The sequence below is a fragment of the Chitinophaga filiformis genome (assembly GCF_023100805.1).
In the GTDB taxonomy this organism is placed as follows: domain Bacteria; phylum Bacteroidota; class Bacteroidia; order Chitinophagales; family Chitinophagaceae; genus Chitinophaga; species Chitinophaga filiformis_B.
In genome coordinates, this window is record NZ_CP095855.1 from 2,000,439 (window position 1) to 2,017,622 (window position 17,184).

Here is a 17,184-nt window from a genome sequence, read left to right on the forward strand (position 1 = left end):
ACTCTTTTCTTTAACCTATTGAAAAAACATGTTCAAGAAAATATTGATTGCCAACCGTGGAGAGATAGCCTTGCGTATTATTCGCACCTGTAAAGAAATGGGCATCAAAACGGTGGCTGTTTATTCTACTGCAGATAAAGACAGCCTGCATGTGAAGTTCGCAGATGAAGCTGTATGTATAGGTAAACCACAGAGCAGCGAATCCTATCTTAATATACCTCACCTGATGGCAGCAGCAGAGATCACCAATGCTGACGCGATTCACCCTGGTTATGGCTTCCTGGCAGAGAATGCACGTTTTGCAGAGATCTGTGGAGAGCATGGCATTAAATTCATCGGGCCCACTCCGGAGATGATCCGTAAAATGGGCGATAAGATGACTGCAAAAGAAACCATGATCGCTGCCGGTGTACCGGTTATTCCAGGTTCAGGTGGCTTATTACAAAACCTTGATGAAGCCAGGAAACTGGCAAAAGAAATGGGCCTCCCTATCATCCTGAAAGCTACTGCCGGTGGTGGTGGTAAAGGGATGCGTGTAGTATGGAAAGAAGAGGAGCTGGAGAATGCCTACAACATGGCAAAAAATGAGGCCCGCGCCGCTTTCAATAATGATGGTATCTACATGGAGAAATTCGTGGAAGAGCCCCGCCACATTGAGATCCAGGTAGCAGGTGATCAATATGGTAAAGTGTGTCACCTGAGTGAGCGTGATTGCTCTATTCAGCGTCGTCACCAGAAACTGGTAGAAGAATCTCCTTCCCCGTTCATGACGCCTGAATTGCGTGAAAAGATGGGTGAAGCCGCTATCAAGGCAGCTGCAGCTATCAATTACGAGAGCGTTGGTACTATTGAATTCCTGGTAGATAAACACCGCAACTTCTACTTCATGGAAATGAACACCCGTATCCAGGTGGAACATGGTGTGACAGAAGAGGTGATCAATTTTGACCTGATCAAGGAACAGATTAAGATCGCTGCCGGTATCCCTATCTCAGGTAAGAACTATACACCGGAAATGCACGTGATCGAATGCCGTATCAATGCGGAAGATCCTTACAATGATTTCCGTCCGTCTCCTGGTAAGATCACTACGCTGCATATTCCAGGCGGTCATGGTGTGCGTGTTGATTCCCACATCTATGCCGGTTATGTTATTCCTCCCTATTATGACTCGATGGTGGCTAAACTGATCACCATTGCACAGACACGTGAGGAAGCGATCAATACCATGGAACGTGCGCTGAGCGAGTTTGTGATCGAGGGGGTGAAAACTACCATTCCTTTCCATCAGCAGCTGATGCGCGATGAGAATTTCCGTAAGGGTAACTTTACGACCAAATTCACAGAAACTTTCAAACTGGTTTAATCCGGTCAATGATATGCAAAGAAAGCCGGCTTGTCTCAGACAGGCCGGCTTTTCTGTTTAGCAGTCCGGTAATTAGCTATTTACATTTATATGTAATGTCCAGGTCAGAAAATACAACATCCAGGAAGTAGGTACGCCCACCGTTTTTGCTGTCTGGCCTGAACTTCAACGGAAGGCCGTATTTATTGTAAGTGAGAGCTGCGATTGGATTATTTTCACTATAGTCCCTGTTAAGGAATTGCCATACCTTATTCGTACGGAGATAGTTTACTTTATTGTCATGGGGACCATAATGAGTGGTATCAGTATATCCTGAATTACCATAGGTAGTGCCTTTTTCTACAAGATTCTGCTTATTGTTATAAACATAGGCCTTTGTGTACCATAGCCGGCCATCATCAAAATAGGATGTTTCTTTAATAACACGGCCTTTATAGTCATATTCGAAATATGTAATGTTAATAAGTCCAACGCCGGTAGGGTGGGGAAGGGGATTGTCTCCTATGATGCCTATGTTATAGACACTATCCATATAGATCCGGTTCTGATTATCATATTTAAATCTGTGCCATTCCCAGAATAGATCCCCATACTCTTCCTTCGTGTTATAATGGGTGATCTGGTCAGTGAGCCGGTTGTGGGAATCATACCGGTAGCTTTCATTTTCGCTGCCCGTTCCTACATTCGAGCGTAGACGCAGCACAGGGTTGCCTGCTGCGTTATATTCAATTGTATTAGTGTGTGTTTGTTGAAGAACAACATCATAACCTTCCAGTTGCTGTATCTGGCATAAAGGGGCTTCGCAATTGGGAGTAATATCGTGTTTTCCGCAGGAGGAAAGCAGGAGAATAACAGCAGCAGTTGTTATTGCATGAATAGAAGTACTGAGACATGTGTGCATGAGGTGACATTTAGGGGTAATTAAATCGTGTCTTTAAGAAAAAGTAGAGTTGGCCGGACTGCCAGGATTTGAGGGGTATCGGGTTAAGAGTACAATGAATTTAAGTAATAGTTCTAAAAACACAAAGCCCCGGGTAAATACCCGGGGCTAATCATACACCAAAACAATCTTACGGTTTTATCGCAAGAAAAGCAGCTCTCTGTACTTAGGCAGTGCCCATTGTTTGTCATCTACAAGGAACTCCAGCTTATCCGCATGGTAACGGATAACATCAAAGTACGGCTTAATTTTATCACAATAATCTATAGCTTTCTGGCGGCTGTCAGTAACTTTGTTAGCTACTTTACGCGCTTCAATCATAGCCTGTACATTCTCACTGATGACGTTAATATGTTCAGCTATTTTTGCAGCGATCTGGGTTTGCGCTTTAACAGCGTTGTCACCTAGACCTATGCCTTTCAGACCGTTAATATTGGTTATCAGGCTGTTCAGATAGTTAATCGCTGATGGCAGGATCGTGTTGGTAGCCAGATCTCCGATTACACGGGCTTCGATCTGTACTTTCTTCACGTAGTCTTCGAGCAGGATCTCATGACGGGCATGTAATTCTTTCTCGTTGTAAATGCCTACCTCAGTGAACAGTTTTGTTGCTTTGTCGGTAACGTAAGCATCCAGTGCCTTAGGAGTGGTTTTTACGTTGGCAAGGCCTCTCTTTTCAGCTTCTTTTTCCCATTCTTCGCTATAACCGTCGCCTTCAAACAAAACTTTTTCCGAATCTACAATATATTTCCGAAGAGTTTGCATAATCGCAATCTCTTTTTTCTCGCCTTTTTCGATCAGGGCGTCAACTTCAATTTTGAAGTTAGCCAGTGTTTTAGCCACGATTGTGTTCAATACAGTCATAGCGGAAGCGCAGTTTGCAGAAGAACCAACGGCGCGGAACTCAAATTTATTACCGGTGAAGGCAAAAGGTGAGGTACGGTTACGGTCGGTATTATCCAGCAGCAGCTCAGGAATATGACGGTGCAGGTCCAGTTTCAGGATGGCTTCGTCCTGCTCATCGAACTTGTTGTTCACGCGGGTCTTAACTTCCTGCAGTACATCATACAGGTATTTACCGGAGAAAACAGAGATGATAGCCGGAGGCGCTTCGTTGGCACCCAGACGGAAGTCATTGCTGGGAGATGCGATAGACGCTCTCAGCAGGTCTGCGTAGTCGTGAACAGCTTTGATCGTGTTAACAAAGAAAGTCAGGAACATCAGGTTGGTCTTCGGAGTCTTGCCCGGAGCCAGCAGGTTCACACCAGTATCTGTAGCCATGCTCCAGTTGTTGTGTTTACCTGAACCGTTGATGCCCGCAAATGGTTTCTCGTGCAGTAACACTCTCAGCTTATGACGTTTTGCCACTTTGGTCATTACGTCCATCAGCAGGGAGTTGTGGTCAACTGCGATATTCACTTCTTCGAAGATAGGAGCACACTCGAACTGGGAAGGAGCTACCTCGTTGTGACGGGTTCTCAAAGGAATACCCAGTTTGTAAGACTCTTCTTCGAAATCGCGCATGAAAGAATATGCACGCTCAGGAATTGAACCAAAGTAATGGTCTTCCAGCTGCTGTCCTTTGGAAGGAGCGTGACCAACTACGGTTCGGCCGCACATTACCAGGTCAGGACGGGCGTTAGCCAGACTTTCGTCTACCAGGAAGTATTCCTGTTCCCATCCCAGGGTAGCTGTAACTTTGGTTACATTTTTATCGAAATAGTTACATACGTCTACTGCAGCTTTATCCAGTGCAGAAAGCGCTTTCAGCAGCGGAGCTTTATAGTCCAGTGATTCACCGGTGTAAGCAACAAATATAGTAGGAATGCAAAGTGTTTTACCGTGACCCTGCTCCAGGATAAAAGGAGGAGAGGATGGGTCCCATGCAGTATAACCGCGAGCTTCGAAAGTAGCACGCAGACCGCCGTTAGGGAAGCTGGAAGCATCAGGCTCCTGCTGTACCAGCGCGTCGCCGTCAAAGGTTTCGAGGGCAGAGCCATCGCCTTTCAGTGTAAAGAAAGAATCATGTTTTTCAGCTGTAGTGCCGGTTAAAGGCTGGAACCAGTGGGTATAGTGGGTAACGCCTTTTTTCATTGCCCATTGTTTCAGACCAGAGGCGATCTGCTCGGACATTTTACGATCGATCTTAGTGCCAGACTTGATGGAGTTCATTAAGCTTTTATAAGCCTCATCACTCAGATTCTCGCGAACTACTTTTCCTGCGAATACATTGCTGCCGAACACTTCGGTGATCTTATTACCGTTCAGTTGTTCGGGCCTGATTTTTAAATCAACACCAGAAAGGTTTTCCAGTGCGGTGAAGCGTAAGGATTGCATGCTGTAAATAATTTTACACAAAAGAACGCTGTTGCGCTAACATAAGCAAGAATTAAGTTGATTTTAACTAAAAAATTACATTTAGTAGAGAAAAAGCTTAAATTTTTTAATTTTTGAATAAAAAATGAATAGTCAGTCCTGTTTAAACTGATATATTTAAAAAAATGTAATTCGTTAAAACTGCACTGATATTGCATTGACCTGATTATACGGAGGATAATACATTATAATATGAGCAGGGAAGCAGCCGTCAATTGTTTTAACCGGCAGGACCTGTAATTGCCAATATCCTTTGTCAATTGCAGGAAAAACCTGTAGGTTTGCATCTTCTTTTTTTATCTATCGTACTTATACATTCAGTTACATGCAAACTAACGTAGAAACTACAGATAAGTTTTCCCAAACTACTGTTGAAACTGCCGAGCAACTTGGTCTTACAGCAGACGAATTTGAGCGTATAAAGGGCATTCTGGGCCGCACGCCTAATTTCACAGAATTAAGTATGTATTCTGTAATGTGGAGTGAACATTGCAGTTACAAGAACTCAATTGTCTGGTTGAAATCACTGCCCCGTGAAGGTGAACGCCTGCTGGTAAAGGCTGGTGAAGAAAATGCCGGTCTGGTGGACATCGGCGATGGTTACGCCTGTGTGTTCAAGATAGAATCCCACAACCACCCTTCAGCTATTGAACCCTTCCAGGGAGCGGCTACCGGTGTAGGCGGGATCCACCGTGATATCTTTACCATGGGTGCGCGTCCTATCGCAGCACTGAACTCTCTGCGTTTTGGGAATATCAACGATAAAAAAACACAACATCTTATTAAAGGTATCGTTCACGGTATCGGTCATTATGGTAACTGTTTCGGTGTGCCTACCGTAGGTGGTGAAGCATACTTCGAAGATTGTTACGGTACTAACCCACTCGTGAATGCAATGAGCGTTGGGGTCGTAAGGGTAGGCCAGACAGTGTCTGCTACTTCCTATGGCGCCGGCAACCCTGTTTTCATTGTAGGTTCCGCTACCGGTAAAGACGGTATCGGTGGCGCCTCTTTCGCAAGCGCCAACATCACTGAAGACAGCGTGGAAGATCTGCCTTCTGTTCAGGTGGGAGACCCTTTCCAGGAAAAGAAACTGCTGGAAGCATGTCTTGAGATCATCCCAACAGGTGCACTGGTAGGTATGCAGGATATGGGCGCTGCCGGTATTACCTGCTCTACTGCAGAAATGAGCGCAAAAGGTGAACACGGTATGATCATTCACCTGGATAAAGTTCCTACCCGCCAGGAAAACATGAAAGCCTGGGAAATGCTGCTCAGCGAAAGCCAGGAAAGAATGCTGATCGTACTGCATAAAGGCAAGGAAGCGGAAGTCCTGAGAATATTTGAGAAATGGGACCTGCACTGCGTACAGATCGGTGAAGTAACAACTGATAAACAACTGAAGTTCTACTTAAACGGCCACCTGGAAGCTGATGTTCCTGCTGAAAGCCTGGTACTGGGCGGTGGCGCTCCTCAATATCACCGCGCTTATACCGAGCCTGCATACTTTGAGAAGATCAAATCTTTCGATATTCATAAAATACCTGATACCCTGCATCCACGCTTTGCAGCGGAAAGACTGGTTAAACTGCCAAACATTGCTTCCAAACGCTGGATCTATACCCAGTACGACAGCATGGTAGGTACTGCTAACGCCAGCACCAATGCGCCAAGTGATGCAGCTATCGTTACTGTAAAAGGCACTAAGAAAGCCCTTGCAGTGACTACCGACTGTAACAGCCGTTACGTATATGCAGATCCGCATGTAGGCGGACAGATAGCAGTAGCGGAAGCTGCACGTAATATAGTATGTAGCGGTGGTGAGCCAGTGGCTATCACCAACTGTCTGAACTTCGGTAATCCTTACGATCCGGAAGTATATTATCAGTTCGTACATGCGATCAAGGGAATGGGTGAAGCCTGCCGTAAATTCAATACGCCCGTTACCGGTGGTAACGTGAGCTTCTATAACCAGTCGCCCGATGGTCCGGTGTACCCTACACCAACTATTGGTATGCTGGGTATACTGGACGATATGTCTCAGCGGATCACCCTCAACTTCAGACAGGAAGGTGACCTGGTTTACCTGCTGGGCCGTAGCCGTAATGATATCAGCAGCTCTGAATACCTGCACAAACTGATCGGTATTGAACATAGTCCTGCTCCTCACTTCCACCTGGAAGAAGAACAGCGCCTCCATCATACTATCGCTAAATTAAATAAAGCAGGTATCATTCAATCAGCGCATGACGTAAGTGAAGGTGGTCTCTTTATTTCCCTGCTGGAAAGTGCAATGTCTTCCGGATTAGGCTTTGATGTGCACACAAATCCGAACTTCCGTAAAGACGCTTACCTGTTCGGTGAAAGCCAGAGCCGTGCAGTAGTAACTATCAAACCAGAAGACAAGGAAAAATTTGACGCTATCTTGCACAGTGTTATTGACGCAACTGAGCATTCCGTGAAAGTTGAAAAGATCGGCGTAGTGAAAGGAGAAAGTGTTGTAATTGATAATGAAGATTGGGGTACAGTGGCCAGCTGGAAACTGCCTTATGACGTTGCTATAGAGTCTCATTTACAATAAGTAAGCGATACTTAAAAGAGTAGAGGTGTAACACATATCCCACATGGGTGTTATGTTACACCTCTTCACATTTTATAGCTGTTCATCATACACTTATAACAATTGGGGAATTGGGTAATGCCCGACAGTAAAGGGTTTGACAAAAGAGGGGTGTTTATTGTACGCTTATTTCCTTTTAACAACTCATTAACAAAATCCCATCTTTGTGTGAATTTATATCCCAACGGTTAAACTACTTTTGATAAAGAGAAATGCGAATACACCGGGTCCGATAAAAAGGACCAAGTCCAATAATATTTATCCCGTGGAATCAAATTGATTCCCGTCCTATGAAAGCCAATGCCAATATTTATCCCCGGAATTAAAAGGATTCCGGTCCTATGAAATCCAGAAATCAGAACAATTATTATCCCTGGAACCGAATGGCTCCAGACCTATGAAACCTAGTTTATTTATCCCAGGAATCTTATGATTCCTAATTCTATGAAGACCAATTGTTCTACCATGTCCTAATGAAAGCTAAGTGAAACTTACACCTAGTGAGAAAGAACGATTTGTTGTGAAGCCCCTCGTATAAACGAGGGGTTTACTTTTTTATCTCAGTCCCAAAATAAACGCAAAAGTTGTGCCAGTTAGTATAGGCATTCCAGTTAAATTTTTTTCTTACGCTATTGATTAAACGTTGCCGTTCAATAGTGTACCTTATTTCATTCACTTTTCCGGTAAAAAAAGAAAGCCCGGATCATTGATCCGGGCCTTTTTATACATATTGGTATTGTTATACCATTGGTATTTCAGCTACTTCATATACTTTCCTGTCCAGCTTCTCTTTGGTTTCGCTGAATGCTTTCAGTGTCAGCTCAATATCTTCGTCGGTATGGGCTGCTGTCGGGATCAGGCGGTAGATGATCTGTCCTTTAGGGATAACAGGATATACCACGATAGAACAGAAGATATTGTAGTTCTCACGCAGGTCCAGGCACATTGCAGTTGCTTCAGGAATATCTCCCTGGAGGTAGATCGGCGTTACAGGTGAATTGGTTCGGCCGATATTGAAACCACGGTCACGCAGACCTTTCTGCAGTTTGTTCACATTATCCCACAGTTTGTTCTTCAGGTCTGCGTTTTTGCGCATCAGTTCAACGCGTTTCAGATGTCCGATCACCAGTGGTAATGGAATAGATTTCGCAAAGATCTGGGAACGCATGTTGTAACGCAGGTAGTTGATGATCGCTTTATCACCGCTCATGAAAGCGCCGATAGAAGCTCCTGATTTTGCGAAGGTATTGAACAGCAGGTCGATCTTATCCTGAACGCCCTGTTCTTCACCCGTACCAGCGCCGGTTTTACCCATGGTACCAAAGCCGTGTGCATCATCTACCATGAAACGGAACTCATATTTTTCTTTCAGGGCAGCAATTTCTTTCAATTTACCCTGATCACCGGCCATACCAAACACGCCTTCAGTGATCACCAGGATACCACCGGTACCGCCATTGGCCTTGATCAGCTCTTCTGCACGTTTTAACTGTTTTTCACAGTCTTCAATGTCATTGTGTTTGAATACATAACGGTGACCCTGGTGCAGACGCAGACCATCAATAATACTTGCATGGCACTCGGCATCGTATACGATCACATCGCGACGGTTACAGATAGCATCGATCGCACTCATGATCCCCTGGTAACCATAGTTAAGAAGGGTAGTATCTTCCTTCCCCATGTAGTCGGATAATTCTTTTTCCAGCTTTTCGTGGAAATTGGTATTTCCACTCATCATACGGGCTCCCATTGGAGTGGCAAGACCGTACTCCGCCGCTGCTTTAGCATCAGTAGCACGCACCTCAGGATGGTTGGCCAGGCCCAGATAGTTATTCAGGCTCCAAACAATTTTCTCGTTACCCCTGAATTTCATACGGGGGCCAATCTCACCTTCCAGCTTAGGGAAAGCAAAGTAACCATGAGCTCTGTCAGAGTGTTCGCCTATAGGGCCCATGTGCTTAAGCAGTTTCTCAAAAATATCCATATGTTAAATAATAATTAAGAGTGATCAACGAAAACCCGCACAAAGGTATTAAAATATTAGTTTTTGTAAACTTGGGTTACCTTTGAAAATGTGAATAATAAATAATGTATTTAAAAATCATGAATTGTAAGTTCTTGTCGTGTGTGTTCATAACGGCCTCCCTCTTATCTACACAATTTGCTGACGCTCAGAAAGCTACCTCTCCCAGACCCGGTTACGTTACTGCATGGAGTAAACCCGCTGCTGCTAAAAAAATTATCCGTCCCAAGCTGGTGGTTGGCATCGTGGTGGATCAGATGCGTTGGGACTATCTCTATCGTTATGCGAACCGCTATACAAATGGTGGTTTTAAGCGGTTACTGAAAGATGGCTTCTCCTGCGAAAATACGTTAATTAATTATACGCCAACCATTACCGCCTGCGGCCATACCTGTGTATATACGGGATCGGTGCCTGCCATACACGGTATAGTAGGTAATGACTGGTATAACAGGGACCTGAACAGGGATACTTATTGCGCTGAAGATAGTACTGTAAACACGGTGGGCAGCGCATCCAATGCCGGAAAAATGAGTCCCCGCAACATGGAAGTAACAACCATCGGCGATGAATTGCGCCTGGCTACCAATTTCAAAAGTAAAGTGGTGGGTGTTGCTATCAAAGACCGGGGCGCGATCCTCCCGGCGGGGCATAGCGCTACAGCTGCTTATTGGTATGACGGCAGTACCGGCAACTGGGTTACCAGCACCTACTATATGGACCAGCTGCCAGGCTGGGCGGCAGATTTCAATAGTATGAAATGGCCGGCCCGTTACCTCAGCCATCCGTGGACCACTTTGTACCCTATCGAAACTTACCAGCTGAGTACCGCCGACAACAAGCCATATGAAGGTACTTTCAAACCGGGTAAAGCACCCGTTTTCCCATATGAACTGGGCGGTGAAACCGGTACACCATTCAAATCTATCTCTTCTACACCCTTCGGTAATACCATGACGCTGGAATTTGCCAAAAAAGCATTGGAAGCTTACCAGCTGGGTAAAGGAGATGTGACTGACATGCTGGCTATCAGCCTTTCGTCTACCGACTATGTAGGTCACCAGTTCGGACCTAACGCTATTGAGATTGAAGATACTTACCTGCGCCTCGACAAAGACCTGGAAGTTTTTTTTAAGTACCTGGATGCCGCTGTTGGCAAGGGACAATACCTGTTCTTCATCACCGCTGACCATGGTGTGGCACATGTTCCTGGTTTTATGGCGGAAAACAAGTTGCCCGGCGGTGTCTGGAGCGAAGGAAAAGTTGTCGGCGATCTGAATAAACTTATGAAAGAGCAGACCGGTGTGGATAAAGCTATCTCCGGCGCCAGCAATTACCAGTTGTATCTGAATCATGAAGCAATTGCGAAAGCAGGAAAATCGTCAAAAGATATGCGTGAGCTCATTATCAATGCATTACTGAAAGATCCGGCTATCAGCAATGCCTTCCCGCTGCAGGAGTTGATGTCGACCACCCTGGCAGAACCAATGCGTACGATGATGACTAACGGTTTTAACAGGAAACGCAGTGGTGATATTCAGATAGTGCTCAGACCAGGATATATTGATGGTGGAAAAACAGGTACTACGCATGGTTTATGGTACGCTTACGATGCACATATTCCGCTGGTATGGATGGGATGGGGCGTCAATCCAGGCAGAAGTAACCGCACGATTGGTATGACAGACATTTCTCCTACCATCGCGGCTTTATTACATATTCAGATGCCAAGTGGCAACGTGGGCCATGTAATAGAAGAAATAACGCGATAAAGACATCATTTCAGAAAGCTGGCGATTTCGGATCACAGAATTTAACAAGTTCTTGTTATATTCATTCTGCGATCTGAAATCGCCAATCCATAAATAATGGCTTTCGAACATATCCTATATGATGTTAAAGACCGTGTAGCCAGTATAACGCTGCACCGGCCGGAAAAACGCAATGCGCTGAATGGCGCTATGGTAGCAGAACTACGCGCTGCTTTCAAGCAGGCGGAAACTGATCCCGATGTGAAGGTGATCATATTGAAAGGCGCCGGTGAGGCATTCTGCGCCGGGGCAGACCTTGAATATCTCCAGCAACTCCAGTTAAATACAAGAGAAGAAAATCTTGCCGATTCAAAAGAACTGATGCAATTAATGCAGCAGATCTACTATCATGATAAAATAGTAATAGCCCAGGTAGAAGGACATGCCGTTGCCGGTGGCTGCGGCCTCGTTACATTGTGTGATCTGAGTTATGCCGTTCCGGCCGCAAAGCTGGGATATACCGAAGTGAAGATCGGTTTCATTCCGGCGCTTGTAGCCGTATTCCTTGTCAGGAAAATAGGAGAGGGGCGCGCCCGGGACCTGTTACTGACGGGACGACTGATCACCGCCGAAAAAGCAGCAGATTACGGCTTGCTGAATGAAGTAATACCGGCTGACAGCATCGCGGAACATGTGGCCAGAGTTGCCAACGATCTCTGTACCGGCGCTTCCGCCAATTCCCTGAAAGTAACCAAAAAACTGATCACGGGTGTTTTCGACCAGCCATTGGATAATGCGTTGGAACAGGCAGCCAGATCAAACGCGGAAACGAGGGAACATACTGATTGTCAGCGGGGTATTAAAGCCTTTCTGAATAAGGAAAAAATGGTTTGGTAATCCGGTATGATTTTTTCAATATAACCTATGAAGTCAGGCATAGTGGATCCCTATACAGCGGAAATATTATGCAGGGTAACATCCGGCCTTAAACTTTAAAACATTGCGGATGAAATACATAACTGTCATGCAAAAAGCTATTTTAACACTTTTATGCTGTTGCCTGATCACCGGTAGCCTGTTTGCACAGCGGCTGGTATCAGACGCCAAGATCGTTTACCGGATCGAAACACCACCACAGGCAGATCCCTCTTTTGAAGGCGGCACACTGACCCAATACATGAAGGGGCACCTGAGCAGAGTAGATATAGATTTTAAATCTGTGCACTACAGCTATCTCATTAACAGCCGTGAAGAAACGGTGGTGACGCTCATCGACAATCATGGAGACAAATACCTGATCCGTGCCGGTAAAGATGAATACACCAAGGAGTTGAATGAGTATACACAGGTGCAGTTCAAAGATGGCACCGAAACGAAGCAGATAGCAGGGTACAACTGTAAAAAGGCAATTGGAAAAATGCCTGATGGACAGACATTTGAGGTATACTATACCACCGATCTATTGCCCGAAAACAAGCAGTATAACCGCCGTTTTGTAAATCTGAAGGGTATACCCTTACAGTTTGAGATCATCAATAAAAACGGCTCAAGAATGCATGTAGTGGCAACTAAGGTTGACCTGTATGCTGTGCCGGGATCTTTCTTTGATACGCCTAAATCGGGGTATAAGGAGATCAGTCGAGAAGAGCTGATGAAAATGGGAAGCTGATAAGCTTACTTATAATTTTTAAAGGGTGCTGTTTTTAACAGCGCCCTTTTTTATTCCCTGAATCAGGTATCGCCTGGATATTTATGCTGCGTTCACTTGAGTTTTTCTTCCCTTGCTTCGGTTTCAGGCAGGATGGCGGTCGGATCTCCATTATCGGATCGCTGTCGGGTATTTTAGTCAGCCGGGGCTATGTTTATAGCTCAGGTGTGCAGACCTGCTATGTGCCTGGCGCCGGGGTATTACCCGGTCGGCCTGGAGTTACGGAGCGGGCAGGCATCTTTGGACGGGAACGGGGTAGGCTGGACAGGTGTTGTTCTCTCGTTAAAAGCGGGCAGGCATAGCATTGCCCCGGGTTAATGATGCTTCGGGATACCCAAACAAAACGCAAAAGAAAAGGTCCCGTCTCAGACGGGACCTTTTCTTTTTATGCAGAGTGCAAATGGTCAGTGTGATCAGTTCTTCCTCAATGGCAGCACTATGTGCAGCTGATGATAATTCATGTTGGAAGGCTGTTGAATTTTCGCGGCATATGGCAGTACATATGTTACGTTCCCTTTCTTAATCGTCATGACTGACTTAAAGTTCCAGGAATTATTTTCTGACAGTTTAAAGCTGGAGCTCATAGCACCATTGAAACGAAACCCGGCATCAAGGCTCAGATTGGTCTTTCCTGACAATCCTGCCAGGGAAATTCCGGTTTCGTTCTTCTTTATCTTGTCTTTATTATCAGAGGTTAAATTATCGCTGGCTTTAGCCGTCAGTCCTGATATTACCAGGATGCCAGCCAATAAAAAAGACAATGAAAAGGTCTGCAATATGTTAGTTATCTGTTTCATTGTATCACAAATGTACAAACTTTTCTATATATTATATAACAAATTCTTAACGAAGATACGAAAAAATCTTAAAGTAATGTTAAATAATTTAAAGAATCCCGGGAGTCCGGGGGTATAGGCGCCCGATTCAAAAAATACTTATATTTACATTAATGAATCAAGACTTTCCATTTTTAAACGACGATTTTGAGGAGTTAAGAGACTTGTTGCAGCAGTTTGAAAACCTGAAAGCTGGCCAGTCTCATTCCTTTCTCGACGAGGATTCTTTCGAACTGATCATAGACTACTATGATGAGCATGATGAACTTCCTAATGCCATGCAGGCTGCTGAAATGGCTATTGAACAGTTCCCTTATTCTTCTACGCTCTTACTAAAAAAGGCCAATTTACTCATAGAATCAAAGAAATACCAGGATGCAATGGATCTGCTCGAAAAGGCAGCCATACTGGATAGCACAGATATTAACCTTTATATCCTGCAGACTGATGTATATCTTGCCATGAACCAGCATGAAAAGGCTGCGGCCGTGCTGGAAGAGCAGATTGCCGTATTTGAAGGAGAGGATAAGACTGAATTATTGCTGGAACTGGCAGATGTATATGACGACTGTGAAGAATTTGAAAAGGTTTTCGACTGTTTGCGCCTTACGCTCGAACACGACCCCAATAATGAAGAGGCTTTACATAAGATCTGCTTCTGGACGGAATTTACCGGCCGGAATGAAGAAAGTATTCGCCTCCACACCAATATCATCAACGAGCACCCCTACAATCAGCTGGCCTGGTTTAATCTCGGTACTGCTTACCAGGGACTAAAATTATATGAAAAAGCCATTGACGCTTATCAGTACGCTATCGTAATCGATGAGAAATTCGACTATGCATACCGTAATATGGGCGATGCCTATATCAGGTTACGTAAATATGCCGAAGCAATTGACGTGCTGAAGAAGCACCTGGAAATTGCCAAACCGGAAGATGTTATTTATGAAGCCATCGGTCACTGCTACGAACGCCAGCGTAAATACACACAGGCCCGCTATTACTACCGTAAAGCATCCCACCTGAGCCCTGGCGATGATAAGCTCTACTATAAGATCGGTATAGCTTACATGACCGAAGCCAACTGGGAAAATGCTATCAAATCTATTATGAGCGCTATTAAGATCAATAAGAACAGCGCCGAATACCTGATAGCACTGGGCCAATGTTATCTGGAACTGGATAAGAACAAAGAGGGATTGATCCATCTGCTGGCAGCGGTACGTATCCGTCCTTCCAGCATAACACCCTGGCAGGAGTTTATCCGTGGTCTCTATGTTTCAGGCTTCTATGAAGAAGCCCTGTCACAGCTGGAGGCAGCAACACAGAAAGTAGGGCATAAGCCTGTCCTGCAATACTACCGGGCAGCTCTTATGTTTGCAACCGGTAAATCCAAAGAGGGTATGTTACAACTGGAAACAGCGCTTCAGGTCAATGCAAAACATGTGAAGAAACTGATAGAACTGGATCCGACATTGTTGCAACATCCCGGTATTGTAGAACTTATCACCAGGTATAAACGTACCAAAAAAGGGAAGTAATAAAGCTATTATCAGGAACCTTTGTTCCTTACATGCGTAATATTATGTGCTGTAATCCTGCACTAAATATTACGCATTTTTTTGTTTAATTTACTGATCTTTAGTGAATTATGAGATAAGAAAATTTCTTTCTGATAAAATCTTTTATTTGAAACTCTTTAGACCGGAATATGTTAATTTTGCGCCGGTTAATAAAGATGGGCAGTTCCCTATTCCAGAAAACCAGTGAAGTATAGTAGTTTGGTTTACAGACCGTCAAGACGAAAAAAAACGTTCAAATGAATTTTAATCTGACACAAATTCCCGATCGGACAAAGAAACCTCGTACCCATGGTCTGACCATGGTGATGGATAAAGGGCTAAGTTTGGAAGAAGCTAAGAATTTTTTATCAGTAGCGTCTCCACATGTTGATATCCTAAAGCTGGGTTTCGGAACTTCGTTTGTAACGCCTAACCTGCGCCAGAAAATAGAATTATACCAGTCTGCCAATATTCCTGTGTATTTCGGCGGAACATTATTTGAAGCATTTCTTATCCGTAATCAGTTTGATGAGTTTGTGAATGTGATCAAAGATTATGGTATTAAACATATCGAAGTATCTGATGGCTCCATTACCATACCGCATGCTGAAAAATGCGGTTACATTGAGAAACTGTCGAAGATAGCTGTTGTGCTGAGTGAAGTCGGTTCCAAAGATGCGGAACATATCATTCCTCCCTATAAATGGATTGAACTGATGAATGCCGAGCTGGGCGCCGGCGCTACCTATGTCATCGCTGAAGCCCGTGAAAGTGGTAATGTGGGTATCTATCGTGGCTCCGGTGAAGTAAGGGAAGGTCTTGTACAGGAGATCCTGACCAAGGTGCCTTCTGAGAAGATCATCTGGGAAGCACCACAAAAAGCGCAGCAATTGTATTTCCTGGAATTGATCGGTTGTAATGTGAACCTGGGCAACCTGGCGCCACACGAAGTGATCTCCCTGGAAGCAATGCGTATCGGCCTCAGAGGAGATACTTTCCACCTCTTCCTGGATAAAGCATAAACCGTTCTTTATGAAGGTGTACGGTCTTATCGGTTATCCGCTTAGTCACTCATTCTCGAAAGGATTTTTTGCCGAAAAATTTGCCCGTGAGGGCATCAGGGACTGCATGTATGAGAGCTTTCCCATACCAGAAATAGGCGAATTACCTGCATTGATAGCGCAATATCCTGATCTGCAGGGATTGAATGTCACCATCCCCTATAAACAGGTGGTGATGCCCTACCTGGATGAAATGAGTCCCGCTGCGGCACAGATAGGAGCCGTTAACTGCATCCGGTTCAAAAACGGCCGTAAGACGGGCTACAATACAGATGCTATCGGCTTCAGAAGATCCCTGGAACCCTTGCTGAAATCTTACCACAACAAGGCACTGGTGCTCGGTACTGGTGGGGCAGCTAAAGCAGTACAATATGTACTGGAAAATCTGAACATCCCTTATAAACTGGTTAGCCGGAAGGCTTCCGCTGATTCGGTCTCTTATGAACAGTTAGATGCTTCTATAATGGCATCTCATACGCTGATCATCAATACTACTCCGCTGGGTATGTATCCTAATGTCGATGCCGCTCCTGCATTGCCCTATGAGCTGTTAACTGACAAACATCTTTTGTACGATCTTATCTACAATCCTGCTGTCACCGCTTTCCTGCAACAGGGAGCTGACAGGGGAGCGACTATTAAGAACGGTCACGAAATGCTCATATTACAGGCAGAAGCAAGCTGGGAGATCTGGAACAATGATTAAAGCTGCTCAGACAAAGAGAGGCTAAGAACACCAGATCCATTATCAACGAAGCACACCACTGTATCGTTAAACATAGCATAACAATAAAGTAAAAGCTCCCACCTTGGCGGGAGCTTTTACTTTATTGTTATAAGTTATCTTAAGATAAAACACATCATAGGATCATTTCTCATTCCTGCGCCTTGATCATATAATAAATCCCGGTTGTAAAAAAGTTTCTCACAAAAGG

12 protein-coding genes are annotated in these 17,184 nt (G+C 44.7%); 8 read left to right on the forward strand and 4 right to left on the reverse strand.

Translation table 11 applies throughout. The annotated features are described in order from the left end of the window. Positions 1 to 28 precede the first annotated feature (28 nt). A complete protein-coding gene (gene accC, locus MYF79_RS08365; protein WP_199657727.1) occupies positions 29 to 1,366 on the forward strand; it encodes an acetyl-CoA carboxylase biotin carboxylase subunit in 1,338 nt (445 codons plus the stop codon). 76 nt (positions 1,367 to 1,442) lie between these two features. Here accC and MYF79_RS08370 read toward each other — a convergent pair whose 3' ends face one another. Continuing rightward, positions 1,443 to 2,267, reverse strand: a complete 825-nt coding sequence (locus MYF79_RS08370; RefSeq protein ID WP_247813388.1) for a hypothetical protein — start codon at positions 2,265 to 2,267, stop codon at positions 1,443 to 1,445. Positions 2,268 to 2,444: 177 nt separating this feature from the next. After that, positions 2,445 to 4,643 (reverse strand): glutamine synthetase III, encoded by a 2,199-nt coding sequence (locus MYF79_RS08375; protein WP_247813389.1) that lies wholly within the window; start codon positions 4,641 to 4,643, stop codon positions 2,445 to 2,447. 364 nt (positions 4,644 to 5,007) lie between these two features. On the opposite strand from MYF79_RS08375, the gene purL reads away from it, so the two are divergent. After that, positions 5,008 to 7,263, forward strand: coding sequence for a phosphoribosylformylglycinamidine synthase subunit PurL (gene purL / locus MYF79_RS08380; RefSeq protein ID WP_247813390.1), 2,256 nt, complete (start codon positions 5,008 to 5,010; stop codon positions 7,261 to 7,263). Between the two features lie 778 nt (positions 7,264 to 8,041). Here the strand turns inward: purL and MYF79_RS08385 are convergent. Further along, positions 8,042 to 9,289, reverse strand: a complete 1,248-nt coding sequence (locus tag MYF79_RS08385) for an aminotransferase class I/II-fold pyridoxal phosphate-dependent enzyme (RefSeq protein ID WP_199657723.1) — start codon at positions 9,287 to 9,289, stop codon at positions 8,042 to 8,044. 119 nt (positions 9,290 to 9,408) lie between these two features. Here MYF79_RS08385 and pafA point away from each other — a divergent pair, with 119 nt between their 5' ends. The 3 genes from pafA (at position 9,409) to MYF79_RS08400 (ending at position 12,748) form a co-directional block, all read left to right on the forward strand. Beyond that, positions 9,409 to 11,100: an alkaline phosphatase PafA gene (gene pafA, locus MYF79_RS08390; RefSeq protein ID WP_247813391.1), complete on the forward strand. Its 1,692-nt coding sequence runs from the start codon at positions 9,409 to 9,411 to the stop codon at positions 11,098 to 11,100. A 96-nt stretch (positions 11,101 to 11,196) separates the two neighbouring features. Then, positions 11,197 to 11,976 carry an enoyl-CoA hydratase/isomerase family protein gene (locus MYF79_RS08395; protein ID WP_247813392.1) on the forward strand — a complete coding sequence of 260 codons (780 nt, stop codon included), beginning with the start codon at positions 11,197 to 11,199 and terminating at the stop codon, positions 11,974 to 11,976. Positions 11,977 to 12,085: 109 nt separating this feature from the next. Further along, positions 12,086 to 12,748 carry a hypothetical protein gene (locus tag MYF79_RS08400; RefSeq protein WP_247813393.1) on the forward strand — a complete coding sequence of 221 codons (663 nt, stop codon included), beginning with the start codon at positions 12,086 to 12,088 and terminating at the stop codon, positions 12,746 to 12,748. A gap of 452 nt (positions 12,749 to 13,200) precedes the next feature. On the opposite strand, the gene MYF79_RS08405 is transcribed toward MYF79_RS08400, so the two are convergent. Further along, positions 13,201 to 13,584 carry a hypothetical protein gene (locus MYF79_RS08405; RefSeq protein ID WP_247813394.1) on the reverse strand — a complete coding sequence of 128 codons (384 nt, stop codon included), beginning with the start codon at positions 13,582 to 13,584 and terminating at the stop codon, positions 13,201 to 13,203. A 152-nt stretch (positions 13,585 to 13,736) separates the two neighbouring features. Here MYF79_RS08405 and MYF79_RS08410 point away from each other — a divergent pair, with 152 nt between their 5' ends. The 3 genes from MYF79_RS08410 (at position 13,737) to MYF79_RS08420 (ending at position 16,955) form a co-directional block, all read left to right on the forward strand. Further along, a complete protein-coding gene (locus MYF79_RS08410; RefSeq protein WP_247813395.1) occupies positions 13,737 to 15,167 on the forward strand; it encodes a tetratricopeptide repeat protein in 1,431 nt (476 codons plus the stop codon). A gap of 278 nt (positions 15,168 to 15,445) precedes the next feature. Next, positions 15,446 to 16,210, forward strand: coding sequence for a phosphosulfolactate synthase (locus tag MYF79_RS08415; protein ID WP_247813396.1), 765 nt, complete (start codon positions 15,446 to 15,448; stop codon positions 16,208 to 16,210). 10 nt (positions 16,211 to 16,220) lie between these two features. Further along, the gene (locus tag MYF79_RS08420; protein WP_247813397.1) at positions 16,221 to 16,955 is read left to right on the forward strand and encodes a shikimate dehydrogenase family protein; all 735 of its coding nucleotides are present in this window, start codon (positions 16,221 to 16,223) and stop codon (positions 16,953 to 16,955) included. Positions 16,956 to 17,184: the final 229 nt, after the last annotated feature.